Origin of the sequence: Flavobacterium hiemivividum (assembly GCF_004349145.1) — a bacterium.
In the GTDB taxonomy this organism is placed as follows: Bacteria; Bacteroidota; Bacteroidia; order Flavobacteriales; family Flavobacteriaceae; genus Flavobacterium; species Flavobacterium hiemivividum.
The window spans coordinates 1-18,498 of the sequence record NZ_SMFO01000013.1 but is presented as its reverse complement, the minus strand read 5'-3'; the positions used below and the strand labels follow the sequence as shown (position 1 = coordinate 18,498).

11 protein-coding genes are annotated in these 18,498 nt (G+C 34.5%); 7 read left to right on the top strand and 4 right to left on the bottom strand.

The annotated features are described in order from the left end of the window. Positions 1-31: 31 nt before the first annotated feature. The 6 genes from E0F98_RS13860 (at position 32) to E0F98_RS13835 (ending at position 13,371) form a co-directional block, all read left to right on the top strand. Positions 32-2,413, top strand: a complete 2,382-nt coding sequence (locus tag E0F98_RS13860; RefSeq protein ID WP_207917108.1) for a family 20 glycosylhydrolase — start codon at positions 32-34, stop codon at positions 2,411-2,413. 106 nt (positions 2,414-2,519) lie between these two features. After that, positions 2,520-4,718, top strand: a complete 2,199-nt coding sequence (locus E0F98_RS13855) for a TonB-dependent receptor plug domain-containing protein (RefSeq protein WP_132112495.1) — start codon at positions 2,520-2,522, stop codon at positions 4,716-4,718. A gap of 911 nt (positions 4,719-5,629) precedes the next feature. Next, entirely contained in the window at positions 5,630-8,752 is a 3,123-nt protein-coding gene (locus E0F98_RS13850; RefSeq protein ID WP_132112493.1) for a SusC/RagA family TonB-linked outer membrane protein, read from the top strand. A 9-nt stretch (positions 8,753-8,761) separates the two neighbouring features. Continuing rightward, positions 8,762-10,459 carry a RagB/SusD family nutrient uptake outer membrane protein gene (locus tag E0F98_RS13845; RefSeq protein ID WP_132112491.1) on the top strand — a complete coding sequence of 566 codons (1,698 nt, stop codon included), beginning with the start codon at positions 8,762-8,764 and terminating at the stop codon, positions 10,457-10,459. 109 nt (positions 10,460-10,568) lie between these two features. Beyond that, positions 10,569-11,897 (top strand): DUF3472 domain-containing protein, encoded by a 1,329-nt coding sequence (locus tag E0F98_RS13840; RefSeq protein WP_132112489.1) that lies wholly within the window; start codon positions 10,569-10,571, stop codon positions 11,895-11,897. A gap of 157 nt (positions 11,898-12,054) precedes the next feature. Continuing rightward, positions 12,055-13,371 carry a Gfo/Idh/MocA family protein gene (locus E0F98_RS13835; RefSeq protein WP_243699254.1) on the top strand — a complete coding sequence of 439 codons (1,317 nt, stop codon included), beginning with the start codon at positions 12,055-12,057 and terminating at the stop codon, positions 13,369-13,371. Positions 13,372-13,733: 362 nt separating this feature from the next. Here the strand turns inward: E0F98_RS13835 and E0F98_RS13830 are convergent, their stop codons facing one another. From E0F98_RS13830 to E0F98_RS13820, 3 genes are all read right to left on the bottom strand, one after another. Then, a complete protein-coding gene (locus E0F98_RS13830; RefSeq protein WP_132112485.1) occupies positions 13,734-14,729 on the bottom strand; it encodes a metal-dependent hydrolase in 996 nt (331 codons plus the stop codon). Positions 14,730-15,013: 284 nt separating this feature from the next. Then, on the bottom strand, positions 15,014-15,190 hold the full coding sequence (locus E0F98_RS13825; protein WP_132112483.1) for a histone H1: 177 nt from the start codon (positions 15,188-15,190) through the stop codon (positions 15,014-15,016). Positions 15,191-15,540: 350 nt separating this feature from the next. After that, positions 15,541-16,008 carry a thermonuclease family protein gene (locus E0F98_RS13820; protein WP_132112481.1) on the bottom strand — a complete coding sequence of 156 codons (468 nt, stop codon included), beginning with the start codon at positions 16,006-16,008 and terminating at the stop codon, positions 15,541-15,543. Positions 16,009-16,118: 110 nt separating this feature from the next. Here E0F98_RS13820 and E0F98_RS13815 point away from each other — a divergent pair, with 110 nt between their 5' ends. After that, the gene (locus tag E0F98_RS13815) at positions 16,119-16,922 is read left to right on the top strand and encodes a hypothetical protein (protein ID WP_132112479.1); all 804 of its coding nucleotides are present in this window, start codon (positions 16,119-16,121) and stop codon (positions 16,920-16,922) included. A gap of 161 nt (positions 16,923-17,083) precedes the next feature. Here E0F98_RS13815 and E0F98_RS13810 read toward each other — a convergent pair whose 3' ends face one another. Then, complete coding sequence (locus tag E0F98_RS13810; RefSeq protein ID WP_132112477.1) at positions 17,084-17,506, bottom strand: DUF6943 family protein; 423 nt, start codon at positions 17,504-17,506, stop codon at positions 17,084-17,086. Positions 17,507-18,498 lie beyond the last annotated feature (992 nt).

Here is an 18,498-nt window from a genome sequence, read left to right as displayed (position 1 = left end):
GGTTTAAAAATAATTAATAATAAAAATAATTATGACATACAAACAGCATGCTTTAGCAATTTTGTTTTCGTTTGTAGCCATCCACGGATCAGCTCAAACGAGAATGACTAAACTTGATTCGATTTTCCTAAGGGATAAAATGATTGTGGAAACAACTATTGTTAAAGGGATTTCAAAATATAAAATGCCCATCGTTCCTAATGACTTCACTTTACAGTTAATTGGCTCAGATAATCTTTCGGTAATTACAAAAAATGGGACTGTTTTTACGCCACTAAATAAACTTCAGGTTAATCTTTTGTTTAAAGCAACTAAACTAAGTGATAAGTCCAGTATAGAGATTCCTATTGCTCTAACTGTGGAAGGAAGTCATAAAGATAATGGAATAAATGCAAAACCTTTTATAATTCCTTCTCTCAGGGAATGGGTGGGTGCGGAAGGTAATTTTGTATTAACAACCAAATCCAGAATTGTGGTAGATACTAAAGATGCTAGTACATTAATGCAGGCTGCTACAGTTTTTCAAAATGATTTAATTGAACTTGGAGCACTAAAACCAACTGTTGTTGTGGGAGTCCCAAAAACGGGGGATATTTTCATTTCTTTAAACGGTAATAAGGAGGAATTAGGAGTAGAAGGCTATTCGCTCTCTATAGCGAATTATATTTCCATAAACGCCGCTCAATATAAAGGTGTTTTTTGGGGAACACGCACTATTTTACAGATGCTGGAGCAAGATGCTAAGCTGAGTTCGTTGCCAAAGGGTATTTCGAGAGATTATCCCAAGTATGAAGTTCGTGGGTTTATGCTCGATGTAGGGCGCAAATATTTCACAATCGATTTTCTCCGTGACTATGTAAAGTTGATGGCCTATTATAAAATGGGAGATTTCCAGTTGCATCTTAATGACAATGCTTTTGTAAAGCACTACAATAATGATTGGGAAAGCACTTATAGCGGATTCAGATTAGAAAACGAACGTTATCCAGAGCTTCCTACTAAAGGGGAGTTTTATACCAAGAAAGAATTTATTGATTTGCAGATATTAGCCGAGAGCTATGGTGTAAATATTATTCCTGAAATTGATGTTCCTGCTCATTCTTTGGCTTTTAGCAAAGCTTTTCCGCAGATTGCGAGTAAGGAATATGGTAAAGATCATTTAGATATCAATAATCCAGAAACGTATACAATTGTTGAAAACGTATTTAAAGAATATTTAGAAGGTGATTCACCTGTTTTTCGTTTCAAAGAAGTACATATTGGAACGGATGAATATGACAAAAAGGAATCGGAATCTTTTAGAAAGTTTACTGATCATTTCATAAAACATGTTCAAAGTTTTGGTAAGGAAGTTCGAGTTTGGGGTGCTTTGACTCATGCACAGGGAATTACACCTGTGACTTCCAAAGGGGTGACTATGAATGCTTGGTACAATGGCTATGCAGATCCTTTAAAAATGAAGGAATTGGGCTACCCGTTAATTAGCACACCAGACGGTTTGTTGTATATTGTTCCTGCAGCGGGATATTATTACGATTATTTGAATGTAAAGCATTTATATAATAATTGGGAGCCTGTTACTATTGGGAACACCGTTTTTCACATGGGGGACCCTTTTATACGAGGAGGCATGTTTGCCGTATGGAATGATGTAGCTAAAAACGGAATCACGGCTCAGGATGTTACAGACAGAGTATTTCCGGCAATTCAAGTTTTGAGCGAAAAAATGTGGAGCGGAACCAATAAAGTAGTAGCGTTTAATGAATTTTCTAAAAAAGCAAAAAATATAAACGAAGGTCCAGGCCTGAATTTGAGAGGGTTGATTAAGTCTAAGGACTCTTTGGTGTTAAACTTTCCTTTAAATGGTAAAGACAAGATAAAGAAAGGCAGGCACACCAAGTACGTTTCTGACGGGAAAATTAAAGTATTGAATCTAAAGAAACACAGCAGTCATGTGAAACTTCCGTATAATGAAATAGGGTATAATTACACGGTAGCTTTTAAAATTAATCCTTCGAAGAACAACAAGGAAAACGCTGTTATTTTTCAATCGAATCATGCGACGGTAAAGTTAAAGCAAGGTAAAACAGGAAATCTTGGATTTTCACATGAAGGCAATGACTATGATTTTGGCATTTCTATTCCAGAAGATAAGTGGAGCAGCATTGCCGTTACAGGAGACAATAACTCAACGACATTGTATCTTGACGGGATATTAGCAAAAAAACTAACCAGAGAAAAAGTTTCTACGGGAAGCGAAAAAGACTCGATTTGGGTTATGAAAACCTTGTTTTTTCCTTTAAATACAATAGGAAATGAAAGTAATTCTTTTGTGGGAAAAATTAAAGATTTAAAAGTATTCAACACCATTTTATCGACCGCACAAATTCAGGCAATCAAAGAAGAAGAGTAATTTCTATTGCTGTAGATTCGCAGAGTATAATATTTTAAAAGGAAGCATAGTCAAGATACATAGGGCTGTGCTTCTTATTATAAAAGCATTAATAATTAATTAAAACATGAGAATAACGATCTTTTTTATGGCACTAGTATGTTCTTTGGCAGGTTTCTCGCAAACTAAAAAAGACACCACAAGCTCAATAAAGTTAGATGCAGTTGTTGTAAGTTCGCAACGTTTTGCAAAATCTAAGAGAAAAATCACCCAACAAGTTGAAAGTATTTCAAAGAAAGAAATAGAATCAGGTAATTTTCAAACTAGTGCCGATGTTCTGGCTAACTCTGGAACTTTAGCTGTTCAAAAATCGCAACAAGGCGGCGGCAGTCCTAATATTCGTGGGTTTGAAGCGAGTAGGGTATTATTAGTGATTGATGGCATTAGAATGAATAATTTAATCTATAGAGCAGGACATTTACAAAATAGTGTTTCTGTAGATAAAAATATGCTGCAGAGTATCGATGTGCTTTTTGGTCCGTCTTCAACCATTTACGGAAGTGATGCGCTAGGTGGAGCTATTTTTTTTCAAACTAGAAACCCAAAACTACTTTATGAAACTGAAGACAAGAAATTTGCTGGAAACTTTATAACGAATTATAGTACTTCTAATCAGGGAGTTTTAGGACATGGAGACTTGAACTTTGCGTCTGATAAATGGGCTTCTTTGACATCGTTTTCTTATAATGAATATGGAGATTTAAAAATGGGAAAACGTAGAAATGGTTCCAATGATTTTTTTGGAGAAAGACCGTTTTATGTACAAACTACAAATGGAGTTGACGAAGTTGTTGCAAGTGAAGATCGCTATTTGCAAAAATATTCAGGGTACAAACAATATGATTTTTTACAAAAAATCATCTATGAACAAAATTACAATACCACACACAGTTTAAATTTACAGTATTCGACCAGTACAGATGTTCCAAGGTATGATAGACTAACAGATTTAAACTCCAGCGGAAAACTAAAATATGCAACGTGGTATTACGGACCACAAAAAAGGTTACTTTCGGCCTATAAATTATCTCGAAAGCGATTGTTCTTAAATAGCGATTTAAACTTGACTGCAAGTTATCAAAACATTGAAGAAAGTAGAATTAATCGAAATTTTGGTAACCCAAATCAAAGCGCTAGAACCGAAAATGTATCGGTGTTTGCAATCAATTCTGATTTTAAAACTAAAATAGGAAAAGCTGATTTTATTTATGGCGCCGATGTCTATTATGATGATTTGAACTCGGTAGGAGTGAAGAAAAATATAATTACAAATGAGGAATCCATCACTGATTCTCGTTATCCAGATGGAAAGAACAATACTTTTAGAGCAGAAGGTTTTGTTTCTTTTAGTAATGATTTTAGTAGAACAGCTTCATTTAATGCGAGTGCCAGAGCGGGTTACACTTCTTTGAATAGTGAGATTGTGACAAACTTTATGAATTTGCCCTATACCACTGTGTCGCAGGAAAATTTCATTTATAGTGGAGCTGTTGGTATTGTTCATAACGCAAGTAAAAACAGTAAAATAGCATTCAATCTGGCTTCGGGTTTTCGTGTGCCAAATATTGATGATTTGTCTAAAATTTTTGATTCTTCGGCAGGAACTTTAATTGTACCTAACAAAGATTTAAAACCAGAGAAGTCGGTTACAGCCGATTTGAGTATTACGCTTTGGCAAGGAAAGCATTTCCAGTTAGAGAACGTATTTTATTACACCCGACTTTACGATGCGATTGTCACGGGACCTTTTACATTAAATGGTCAGAATTCGATGAATTATGAAGGGCAGAACAGTGTGCTTTATGCCAATCAAAATCAAGGAAAAGGAGAGATTACAGGTATTTCTTCGACCTTTAAAAGTTATTTAACAAAATCATTACTCTTGTACGGTACTTTTAATTTTACGCATGGTCGAATTCAGCATGACGGCCTTACGGAACCTTTAGATCACATTGCCCCATATTATGGAAAAACGGGTTTTAAATATGAAAGTAGGCTTATGAATTTGGATTTATATATGTTATACAGTGGAAAGAAAAAATTGAGTGAGTATTCTCCAAGCGGAGAGGATAATTTAAAATATGCACCCGAAAACGGGACGCCTTCATGGGAAACATACAATCTGAAAGGAACTTTATTTTTATCTGAGCAATTCACTTTTTTCAATGGTATCGAAAATATTTTAGATACCCAATACCGTACTTTTTCTTCGGGAATTAATGCCTCTGGTAGGAATGTATTCTTCGGAGTTAAGTATGAGTTTTAATCTTTATTGATCTCAAATAAAGTTTAAAAACTATGCACTTTTAGTGGGTCTCGCTTTAGCTTCTAAAAATTTTATTAGCGCAAATTCGCGGATTTTAAAATATTTATAATTGGAATAATTTGCGAATCTAAGGCATAAATTTGCAATTCAACTTTGCAGACTTTCAATCCATGGTTTAGTTTTTATAACCCCATCAATTATACCAGGCAGTAATTGCGATGACAAAGTACATTCTATCGTAAATACAGATACTTTTTATGAGGGACTTCAAGTCCCTCATTTTTTGTAGTACAAGAGATTAGTTTATGGTTAGTCACTTCTGATTTTTTTGTCAAATTATTGAACTATTATTAGCTTTTTTTTGATTTTAATTAGTCGCGATTATTCAATAAATAAGTGACTCTACGAATATAAAAAAGTGAAAAGTTTTTTTTTTTTTTAAATCTGATATTTATGCACTTTCGATTCATGGAAATTTTTGTCACTTACTTAATTTCTAAATTGAATAAGACCTTTTTTTTCTTTATTAATTATCAATAACACTAAAATTTACGATTAAAAATATTTTAACAGGAAATTTTGTGTTCGAAAACACAAATATTATGTGTTCGAACACAATTTAATTGAATTTTCTTTGTTTATTAAAATTTAATATTTAGTTTCGTCATTCTTAAGAATATGCTAACAAGAAAAAGACTCGGAATTTTTCTTAATTATTGCTGGTTTTAAGAGCTAATTTAATTCTAGATACTTTGTAATTATCTGAATATAAATGTGTTGTATTTTATTGTTTAGAGTAGATTTACTGAGCCTGGTTTATTCGAAAGAATGTGTTTTTTAAATTTTACCAATATAAAGAATAATTAAATGAAGAATAGTAATCCAATATTAACCAAAACTAATTCACAAGTATGAATTTATTAAAAAAACGCAAACAGGCCAATTTATGGGTAGCTGCGATTACGCAAAAAACCATAAAACTAACGAGTCTATCTTTGCTAACATTAGCGCTTCCTATTTCGGTTTCAGCTGCCGAAAACAAGATTTCTAAAATAGCTTTAAAGGAGAATAAGAGTCTTTTCATTGTTAAAGTAGCAGAAGAGCGAGATGCTAATACTAGTTTTCAACAAGTACAAAAAAGAGTAACCGGTACTGTATATGATAGTAATGGGGAAACTTTACCAGGTGCGAATATTATAGCAAAAGGAAGTACGGCTTCTACACAAACGGATATTGATGGTACTTTTACTTTAAATATTCCAAATAATGTTACAACACTTGTAGTTTCTTTTGTTGGTATGGAAGACCAAGAAGTTACGGTTACTAATACTCCGCTTCGTATTGTTTTACTTGAAGGCGGTCAAAAACTACAAGAAGTGGTTGTTATGGGTTATAGCAGTGTAAAGAAAGAAAGTCTTACTGGTTCTTTACAAACTCTTGATAATAAAAAATTAGTAGATGCCACCACTTCATCTGTCGAAAACTTATTAGCAGGTAAAGCAACTGGAGTTTCTGTTAATACAGGTTCTGGTCAGCCGGGTGGAACTGCTAAAATTATTATTCGTGGAAAAAGTACTGTGAACGGAAGTACAGATCCGTTATGGGTTGTTGATGGTGTGATTGTAGGATCAGGCTCAAGTAATGTCAATCCTTCGGACATTGAAACGATGACTGTTCTTAAAGATGCTGCTTCTACTGCAGTCTATGGTTCGCAAGGTGCTAACGGAGTTATCGTTGTAACTACGAAAAGTGGTAAGTCTGGGAAATCAGTTATAAGTATCTCTTCTAAGATGGCGGCAACTACGCTAAACACTGGAAACTTCAAAATAATGAATAGTGCTGAATTATATGATTTATATGATGCATTTTCGAATAAAAGCCAATTTTCAGGTAATAGTTGGTGGACTCCTGCTTTAAGAGATCAAAACTTCGATTGGTGGGATAATGCTACAAGAACTGGATTAGTTAGAGATCATAACGTATCTATAAGTGGTGGTAGCGAAAACATTAAGACTTATGTATCTGTAGGAGCTTATGATGAAACTGGAGCGGTGAAAGGGTATGATTTTAATCGTTACAACTTACTTTTGAAGTTAAGTTATAAAGTAAATGATTGGTTAACAGTACGACCTCAGGTTAATGCTACTAGAAAAGATGTCTTAAATAAACAACACTCTGTTGGAGCTATGTATGGTAATATGCCTTGGGATAGTCCTTATTTAGCTGACGGTAGTTTGGTTGGAAACTCTCCAAATCCTACGTGGGTAAATACTACAGGGTCTAATTATTTGTATGACTTACAATGGAATTACGGAGAATCACAAACATATGACGTAAGAAGTAACTTCGATTTTGATGTGAAATTTACAGATTGGTTAACGTTTACTTCGACAAATAATTATATTTTTTCTAATGGAGAATCGATGTATTATTCAGATCCTCGTTCTTCAAGTGGTTTAGCTGTACAAGGAAGAATTCAACAAGATGCCTCATCTTATAACAGAGCCTATACAAATCAACTTTTTAAATTCAACAAATCTTTTGGAAAACATGCTGTTAATTCAATTGCAGGTTATGAGTGGAACGAATACAACTCAAAATGGACAAGCGGAATTGCAACTGGGGTAGCTCCTGGATTTGTAGTTGGAGATGTAGCTTCTATTCCTGAAAAAGTAAGTGGAAACAGATCGCAATGGGCAGTTCAATCTTTGTTAACAAATACGAATTATTCTTATGACAACCGTTATCTAGGACAATTCTCTATTAGACGCGATGGTGCTTCTAATTTTGGTCCTAACGCACAGTATGGAAATTTCTACTCTATAAGTGGGGGATGGAACATTCACAATGAGTCTTTCTTTAAGGCAGACTATATTACAAATCTTAAACTAAGAGCTAGTTATGGATCTGTAGGAAACCGTCCTAATAGTTTATATCCGCACCAAGCATTATATTCACTAACAACGGGATACAATGAAAATCCAGGTGCGCTTATTTCTCAAATATCTAATCCAGATTTAAGTTGGGAAAAAACATTTACTACAGGAATTGGATTAGACGTTTCGTTTTTGAAACGTTTTAATTTGACTTTAGATTACTACGACAAAAATACTTCCGATTTATTATATCAAGTGCCTTTGCCAGGTGTAATTGGAGTAACAAGTATTTGGAAAAATGTTGGAGCCGTAAGAAACAAAGGTTTTGAAGCTGCCCTTAATGTAGAAATTGTTAATAATGATGACTGGAAATGGTCAGTAGATGCTAATATCGGTTTTAATAAAAATAAAGTTACAAGTTTATATGGTGATAGAACCCAAATAATCGTTGGAGACGGTAGTGGTATTGCTGGATCAGCTTCAAAATTATTGAAACCAGGATTGGATGTAGATAGTTGGTATTTGCCAGAATGGGCAGGAGTTGACCCTGAGACAGGAAAGCCACAATGGTTTGAAACGAATACGGCTGGAGAACGCGTAAAAACATTTAGCTATAGTGAAGCGGCCAAAGATCAAATTGTAAAAGGAGCTTATACCCCTGATTTCTTTGGAGGTTTTTCAACTAGTGTAACTTATAGAAACTTTGACTTAGCAGCTGTTTTTAGTTACTCTGTTGGTGGTGAAATTTATAATTATGCAAGAGCAGAATTCGATTCTGATGGAGCTTATACAGATCGTAACCAAATGAACTTACATAAAGGCTGGAGCCGTTGGGAAAAACCAGGAGATATAGCTACACATCCTCAGGCTACTTATGGTAATTTAACTGGGTCGAATAAAGCATCTTCCCGTTTCTTAGAAGATGGTTCTTACTTAAAGATGAGAAATCTTACTGTAGGATATAACGTGCCAACTATTAAAGCATTAAGCTCTACTAATATCAGAGTGTTTGTGTCTGGAGAAAACTTATTTACAATTACAGACTTCTCTGGAGTTGACCCTGAAATTCCGCCAGCAAATGGGCAAGTTACAGGAGTTGCTACTTCAGTATATCCACAAACACGTAGAATTGTGTTGGGTCTTAATGTTACACTTTAAACTAAAATCATGAAAAAAATATTTATACTAATTTTATCCGTTTCATTTCTATCTTCTTGTGAATTAGATCGGGAACCCTTTAATTCCTATACTGAAGATAAAATCCTAGCCGATAAAGAAGCTTCAATTGATGTGCTTTTAAATGGTTGTTATGCACAACTTAAAGGTTGGTCTGATGTTATGCACCGTGTTGGAGAATATCCAGGGGATAATATGATGATTAGAAGTACATCTACAGATGCTTTTTATTCTTTTATTTCCTACCAACACATTCCAAATAATGATAGGTTATCCGTTTTCTGGAATAATAGTTACAAAATTATTTCACAATCAAGTGACTTAATAAAAATTATTCCTGAAGGAGAAAACACTCAAATTGATCAAAAATTAGGCGAAGCGTACTACTTAAGAGGAATGATTTATTTTTATTTAAGTCGTGCTTATGGAAGACCTTATTATGATTCTCCCCAAACTAATTTGGGTGTGCCTATTGTAAATGGGATGCCAAGCAGTATTGATAATTTACAACTTCCGGATCGCGCTACTGTAAAAGAGACCTATGAACAAGCAATCAGTGATTTGAAAAAAGGAGAGGCCTTAATGAATGAAAACAGAAATGCTGCTTATGCTACTAAAGAAGCTGCTCAAGCAATGCTTTCTAGAGTGTATTTATACATGAGCGGTACTTATGAAAATCCAAATCAACAATACGCTGATCTGTCTATTGAGTATTCTAATAAAGTAATCAATAGCGGAAGATACAATTTGTTGGGAAGATCAGAGTTCATGAAATACAATACGTATGCTCCTGATGATGCTGCACAAACGGAAACAATTTTTGCTGTAAAACGTGTCGCTTCAGAATATTCTGGATACGATCATTATTATGGAATTGGTGGTATGTACGCAAACATTCAAGGACAAGGTTGGGGAGAAATGTACGCTAGTGGTGAATATTTAGATTTATTGCGTAAAGCAGGTAAAAGGAATGACGCACGTTGGGCATTTATTGATCCACAGTATGTAGTAGATGCAGCAAATAAAAAGACGGAAGCATTCCGTTTTATCTACGATTTAAAAGACAATAGTGGTTTACAAACTGGTTATAATTATTTACAACAACCGCTAGAGACTAATACTGATGGTTCCTTTTTTATAACTATTGCTAACGTTAAACATAATTTAACTGTAGTTGACGCAAGTGAAAACCAATATTCAATCAATTATCAAGGTAAAACATACGTTGGAGAGAAAGATTTCATGATGCTCTTGAATCAAGGTTATCCTATGTACTATATTACTAAGGCTTCTTTACAAAACAACGATTCGCATTTGCATTCTCCAATTATTTCAAGATTAGGCGAGATGTACCTGAACTTGGCTGAAGCATATGCGAAAAAAGGCGATTATCAAAATGCACGTATTAATGTTAACATAATTAGAGAAAGAGCAATTGTAGGAGGAGGGTACACTTCACTTACAGCGACAAATGCGTCTAAATTAATTGATGAAGAGCGTCAATTAGAATTAGCTTTTGAAGCCCATAGAGGTTATGATGTTTATAGAAATGGACAAACGATGACTCGCCCTTATCCAGGACCACATATGCCTTTAGTAGAATTTCCAGCAACCAGTTTGAGAGTGGTGCAATACATCCCCCAATCTGAAATTAATGCTTATCCTGGAACTTTGACGCAAAACCCATAATTAGTTAGTTTTTAGTTAGTTTTTTTAACCCTTCTAGTTTTAGAATTAGAAGGGTTATTCTAAAATCAAAACGCTTTTTAAAATGCCATTAATTATTTAATCTTATAGAATGAAAAAAATATTTTATTTATTTTTTGCTTTTTTATTACTATCCGTTTCTTGCGCTAGTAAAAGTGATGGCCTTCCGAAAACAGAGTCTATTAAAGCGTCTGATTTTCATATTTCTATACCTTTAGCAGGGAATGCTTATAGTTCAAAACATATTGAAGGAAACCGAACGATCACTAACAATGGAATTGTTAACTGGACGAATCCTGATGAGTATTTTACTACTTATTTTAGAGTTTCTAAGGCAGGTACTTTCCAAATTGCAATCGAAGAATTAGCCGTTATTTCAGGAAAATCGGAGTTAGAATTTTCAATCAACAGCATATCTAAAAAAGTAAAACTAGATGCTTCTTCTGCTAATAAATTAATTTCGGTTGGTAGTTGGAAAATAGCGAAGGAAGGTTATGTTGCACTTGTAATTAAAGGAATTAAGAAATCAGGTGCTAGCTTTCCATCTATTAGCCGTTTGACAGTAAGCAGTACTGATTTTGACGGTAAAATCGCTTATGTTCCCAATAACGAAGGAGGTTTTTACCATTGGGGAAGACGAGGTGCATCAGTACACTTAAACTATCAAGCTCCGGCGAATGTGAATGCAGAGTGGTACTATAACGAACTTACAGTTCCTGTGGGCGAAGATATAATAGGTTCTTATTTTATGGCAAATGGTTTTGGCGAAGGGTACTTTGGTATTCAAGTTAATTCAGCCAATGAAAGAAGAGTTTTGTTTTCGGTATGGAGTCCATTTACGACTGATGATCCTAACAGTATTCCAGAGTCACATAAGATAAAGTTATTGCGAAAAGGAAATAACGTAACAACAGGAGAATTTGGTAACGAGGGATCCGGCGGACAAAGTTATTTGAAATACAATTGGGTTGCTGGAAATACCTATAAGTTCTTACTTAGAGGAACTCCAGAAGGAAATAATTCGACAAAATACACCGCGTATTTTTTTGCACCTGAAACAGGACAATGGCAATTAATTGCTAGTTTCAGTCGTCCGCAAACGAATACTTATCTAAAAAACTTCCATTCGTTTTTAGAAAATTTCATTCCTGAACAAGGTGATTTTTCTCGAATGGTATCATTCAACAACCAATGGTTTTGCGACGACAAAGGCAATTGGAACGAACTGAACACTGCTCGCTTTTCGGCTGATAATACGGCTAAACAAGGATATAGAATGGATTATTCAGGAGGTTTAAACGCCGATGGATTCTATCTTCAAAACGGTGGTTTCTACAATGATTTCACAGTTCCCGGCGTTATATTTACGAGGCCTCTTACAAATAAGAAACCAAAAATAGATTTTAACAGCCTACCGTAAAAAAGAGTATTATTTTTGAAAGAGAATAGAAATTGTACAATACAAAATAGATGCAATTTGAAAGCATCACCCATAATTTAAACTAAATTAATTTAACATGAGAAGTAGTATTTTTAAATTTTTCCTGATAGCTTGTCTATTTGTAGGATGGGCTGATATGTCAGCCCAAATGATTAAATCCCCAACGCCTAAGCGTGCAAAGGGGCAAACAGATGTTTTGCGTTTAGCACTAGACCCAATTCCAACAGTTCGTGTGGCATTTATAGGTTTGGGAATGCGTGGACCAGGTGCAGTAGAACGTATGACACATATTCCAGGTGTCGAAATTGTTGCACTTTGTGATTTATTAGAAGACAGAACAAAGTCAGCTAATACAATATTAGAAAAAGCAGGTCTTCCAAAAGCACAAGAATTTTTTGGAGAAGAAGGTTGGCGTAAAGTAACAAAGCTTCCTAATGTTGATCTTGTTTACATCGCTACCGACTGGAAACACCATGCAGAAATGGGAGTTCAAGCAATGAAAGACGGTAAAAACGTTGCTATCGAAGTTCCTGGAGCGATGACCATGAAGGAAATTTGGGATCTTGTCAATACTTCTGAGAAAACACGTAAGCACTGTATGATGTTAGAAAACTGTGTGTACGATTTCTTCGAATTGACAACATTGAATATGGCTCAACAAGGTTTGTTTGGAGAAATTCTACATGCTGAAGGAGCTTATATTCACGGTTTACAACCTTTCTGGGGATCGTATCAAGGTAACTGGAGAATGGACTATAATAGAAAACACCGTGGTGACGTTTACGCTACTCACGGAATGGGACCTGCTTGTCAAGCTTTAAACATTCACCGTGGTGATAAAATGAACTATTTAGTTTCTATGGATACTAAGGCAGTTGGAAACCCTGCTTACATCAAAGAAAAAACTGGTGAAGATGTGAAAGATTTCAGAAATGGAGACCACACGATGACTATGATTCGTACCGAAAAAGGAAAAACAATCCAAATTCAACACGATGTAACTTCGCCTCGTCCTTATAGCCGTATGTATCAGTTAAGTGGAACTAAAGGTTTTGCTAATAAATACCCGACAGAAGGATATGCTTTGGATTCAAAAGCAATTGGGTCTGATGTAGCTCCAAATCACGAAAATTTAAACGCGCACAGTTTTGTTCCTGCTGAAGTGAAAAAAGCATTGATGGAAAAATACAAACACCCAATAGCTATTGGTTTAGAGGAAAAGGCTAAAAAAGTAGGTGGTCACGGTGGTATGGATTTCATCATGGATTCCCGTTTGATCTATTGTCTTCAAAACGGACTTCCATTAGACATGGATGTTTATGATTTAGCTGAATGGTCTTGTCTTGCTCCATTGACTGAAATTTCTCTTGATAACAATTCTGCACCAGTTGAAATTCCTGATTTTACTCGTGGAGGATGGAACAAGCTAAAAGGTTTAGAATTTGCTAAATAGTAAATTTGGATAAAAGGGCGGATTTATTTTAAATTCCTGTCCTTCTAACCTTAAAAATAGAAAATACCCTCAAGAATTTGTTTTAAATTCTTAAGGGTGTTTTTTTTTGTAGCTGTTTTTCGAAGAAACCACTTTTTGTTTTGAATGTGGATTAGATAATGGTATTATACTATTTAAGCTTAGAAATTACCATGAAATTTTTCATATCCTAAATCTAATTATTTAGTTTATTCCGACGAAGGAGAAATCTTCCCAAACTGCTCACATAAAGGGGATACCTCTCTCGATCCAAAAAAAAAAGGAGATGGAATGACAAGTATGTGGTTATTGTTTATTGCAGTATTTTCAAAAGGCAAATAGTCTTAATTCCCTTTTAACCGTTTAAAAATTTTCTGTAGTAATAGTTTTCCATCTCGTTTTTCTTTAGGCACTTCAATAGCTTTTAATCTGGAATTAGTTTTGATAAATTGATAACTGAAAGCAAACTGTGGCTGTTTTGGATTGGCGTTTAACAGACCAAAGCGCAAATCATTGAAGTACAATGATTCATTTTTTTTCGAAATAATGTACCAGCCTTCACTGATTATTTTTAGTTTTTCGAAATCTGAATTTCCTTTTAGTTTCAATTCTAATTCAGCGTTTTTTGCGTAAGCAGTAAATGAAATAGCTTCGCTATCAAAAAGGGAATAATCGCCCAGTAAATAATCATCAGGAGTGGAAACATTTGCGTTCCATAAAATAATATTGAAAGCGGTGGGTTTTACTATAATTTCAGAATAAGTAATTCCTTGTTTTTGCAGTGCTTTTTCAAATTTATTTAAAGCATATAGTTTAATAAAACAAGATAACAGCAAATAGCTGCTGCTTATGACCAAGCCTCTCTTTACATATTTTCTTCGAAGAAATGCATCTTTTGTTCTCCAAACCATCACTAATGCAATCAGCAAAGGAATTGTATAGAATGGATCAATTACAAATATTGTTTTTAACGCAAAACGATCACTTAGTGGCCATAATATTTGGGTGCCCCAAGAAGTAAACATATCGAGTAAGACATGGGTAAATAAGCAGAGAAAGACCAGGAAAGTCGCACGGAGAATGTTGATTTTATTCTTTTCAGTTTTCGAAATTATCCAACCAAATAATGGTGACAAAAACAGAAATAGTACTAAAGAATGGCTGATGCCGCGATGAATCATGACCCCATCTACTGGGTCTAAAAATAAACCAACCACAACATCTAAATCAGGGAGAGTTCCTAAAATGGCACCGTACAAAAAGGTCTTGTTTTTTAATTGCTTGCCAGCACATATTTCGGCAACGGCTATTCCTAAAGCAATTTGTGTTAATGAATCCATTTATTATTTGACTTCCAGATTGATGAATTTCCCTAAATACTGTGAGTGACAATAGTAGTATTAACGGAGCTTTAGGTTGCAATATACAAAAAAGGGATAAGTAATTTTTGCCTTGATATTTAGTGTAGAGAAAATAATCACCGTCAAAAAAAAATTTCTGTTCCCTGTTTTTTAATGAGAGTAAAAAATTAATTAAAATAGCATTACAATTGAAAACGACTTAATTGCTTTAAAAACAAAAGTCCTTAGTTTTGCTAAGGACTTTTATGTAAAATAAAAGAGAATTATTTTTTAGACTCTTCAATAGAAAGTTTTCTAAATTCCTTTAGCATTTTTTCCATTTCTAAAGTTGACTTACGTGCTCTTGCTCCAGCAGCTTTTACACCTTTTTCAATTAGAGATTCTGTCTCTGTACTAAATGTTTCAAACTCAGCGTTAATCTTTGCTACTAATTCTTTCATGTGTTTTTTATTAAATTAAAGACACAAAAATAGAATTTTGCCACAGATTGTCAAGTAATATTGTGTTAAAAATAGTCTGTATGTATAGATTTTCCTCAAATAATGTTCTAAACTTGCTGTTTCCTCTGACTAAAAGTCTTTATACTATCAAGGATAAAATCTGAATCTACCATTTTATACTTTATTTTTTTTACTGAAGTCTAAGGCTGAAAACCACAACTGCATATTTATTTCCCAATACAATATTTGAAGGTGTGAGTTTTTACAATAGTTGCCGAAGATTGGGCAACAAATAGCCAACACAAAGGCTTTAATAAGGCTAAATACAGGACAAAAATAAGCAAAATATCTTAAAATTTATCTACAATAGAATACAATCCTTTTTTAGCCGTTTTAGCCTGTAAATTCCATTTTTGATACTTGGGTAGCATTTCACAAAAAACATAGTTGTATGGCTTTGCATATCCTTTCTTAATCATTATTTCATTCAATACAGTCCCGTTTTTTAAAACCAAATAACCTAGTGTTCTACCGTATTTATCCATAAGGTTATTATCTTCCTGAATTAATGTACATACTTCTCCGATAGCTAGCTGTGTTTTCAAAAACTCAAATGATTTATAACCTAATTTAATTAGCAATGCAGCAGGAATATGTAATTCCTTTTCATCCTTTTTAACCTTATTACAATAATTTACTTCAGGAGCATCTATACCGTATAAACGGATTTCGAACTCTTTTTTGGAATGAAAATCTTCTGCTATAAGACCATCACCATCAACAAATCTTTTTACTTTAAGAATAATATTTCGTGTCATAGGTACAGTTGCGCTAAAATGCTTTAAATAGCATTATTTAATTGATTGATTTAAAACTGTTTATATTGTAAATTTATGTAAAATATTTTAATAATTTAAAACAAAATAATATGGCAAGACAGAAAGGACATATCAAATATGTCGGAACACTCGGAGAAGTGAGACACTTCAAAATTAAAGGTAATGAAGGTTACTTTGCAGGACTAAAAGGTGGCCCAACAGCAGAGCAAGTTAAAACAGCACCAAACTTTATTCGTACTCGTGAAAATATGAGTGAGTTTGCAGCTTGTGCCAATGCAGGGAAATCATTGCGTGTGGGTTTATCTTCATTGATGAAACAAATGTCCGATAGTCAATTGACAGGAAGACTAACTGCAATTATGAAAAAAATCAATATTGAGGATGGTTCTGAAGCCAGAGGACAAAGAGCTGTTCTTATTTCACAACAACCTCAGTATTTAAAAGGATTGGATTTTAATCGTAACATTTCTTTCAATGGTATTTTTAATGCGCCTTTCACATTAACACCTGATCCATCAAGAATTGAAAGTACATTGAGTATTCCAGCATTTAATCCGCTGAATTATTTGAATGTACCATCTGGAGCTACACATTTCAGAATGATCAATGCGGTTTCAGTAGTTGCCGATTTTATTTATAATGCAGTTACAGGAAATTATGAGCCATCTGATTCCGTTTTAAATCAAATGTCAAATGTTGCTTATTCGGATTATTCCCCTGTGGATGTTGTTACTTCATTAATTGAAGTTACAGCCACTTTACCAGGAGCACCGACTCTAAATACAGATGTATCTGTTATTGGTAGTATCGGTATCGAATTCTATCAAAAAGTTGGTAATAACTACTATTTATTCAATGCCGGGAACGCTTTGAAAATAGAAGATATTTTCTAAAAATACCATCAGTTTGCAAGACTGCAAACATTGCAAAGCTGCAAACTAAGCCCTTTCTAACGAGAGGGCTTTTTGTTTTGCTGTAATTCATCTATAATGTGGACTTATGGGTGAGATATGGTGCAAATAAAGAGCAAATATGTATTAGTCGGTAAATTGTTCTACTTTTTAAAATAATGGCTTAAAATCGTCTTTCTCATTTGTTCTATCAAAAGTAAACTTTCTTGAAATTGCCTTTCTTTGATTTCGATGATTTGCAAGGCTTTGATTTGTTTCTCATGTTGCTCCAAATTGTTTAACATGGAGTTCAGTTTTGGGATAAAGTTTTTCTTGAATTCGTGAATCCGTAAAAATGGAATGACTGAACCACAAAGGTACTGATGCCAAAAATTAGCTTTCCATAAGCTGTAAATCAGCCAATATACATTTTCGGCTTCCTCTTTGCTTGAAAATGTAATTACAAAACTGTTTGTATAGGGATTTTTTTGAGGTTTTCCGCTATTTAGTTCTTTGTTGAGAATATAAATTTGATTATCTCGGCAAGGAGCATTTTTTCGGTGCGTTTTAATGATTGGATTCGGCATAACATCTGGTATAAAATGATGCTGTCGCTACGCTCTGCACCATATCATTTTTAAAAGAAAAAGAAAAAAAAGAAAGCCATCTCTAAAGTGAAGGTTTCAAAAGAGGCAAGTTTGTTTGATGAAATACTACCCAACTGTTGAACTGAAAAACAGTCGGTTATAAGTAGAAAAAAAGTTGATATGAAAATGTAAGGGTGGAGATTTTATCAAACACCCGTAGGGCTTGAACTTGACGATTTGAAACCGAAACTTACCTTAGCTTTCTTTTTATTTATTTTTTTTATTTAGTCAGGAAAACTGGATGTTGTTGAAATCCTATTCTGGGAACGTTCTGGTATAATCGGCAATCAAACACCCCCAAGCACCGCAAGGAATGGAGCTAAAATGTAGCGATAGCGGAATTATAGCGGAATGTATGAGGAGCGCCGTGGCGGTGTTGCGGCAATCGAACAGCCACACTAGACCGAGAATGCAACGAAGCGATAGCGAAGTGGAATGTAGGGATAGTAGCGTGTAACGGCAGGGAAACAATAAAAGACTGCCTTTGGCAAACCTTGATTTAGGGCAAAGTGAGGTTTTTCACCGAACGGAGCCAACCCCGATGGCTGAGCGAAGGAGCAACCGCTGAAAAAACTGAGGGCGGCAGACATAATACTGCTGGAATGTAGTGTAGCGTAGCTTGCGGAGCGAAACTGGATATCTCGGTTCGATTTGTGCCACTGATTTCGGTTAGACCGTGCCACCCATTTCGGTCAATTTGTGCCACTATTTCGGTTCGATTTGTGCCACTTGACTAAAAAGTCACAGTATTCCGGTTCGATTTGTGCCACTATTTTGGTTCAATTTGTGTCACTTGACTAATAAATCATGGTATTCCGGTTCGATTTGTGCCACTTTGAAAGATCAAAATCAGCTACTATCTTGTTGTTATCTAAAACAGTACGATATGGCTAATAAACTTGATCCTATGGACTTAAAACAAATCATTACTT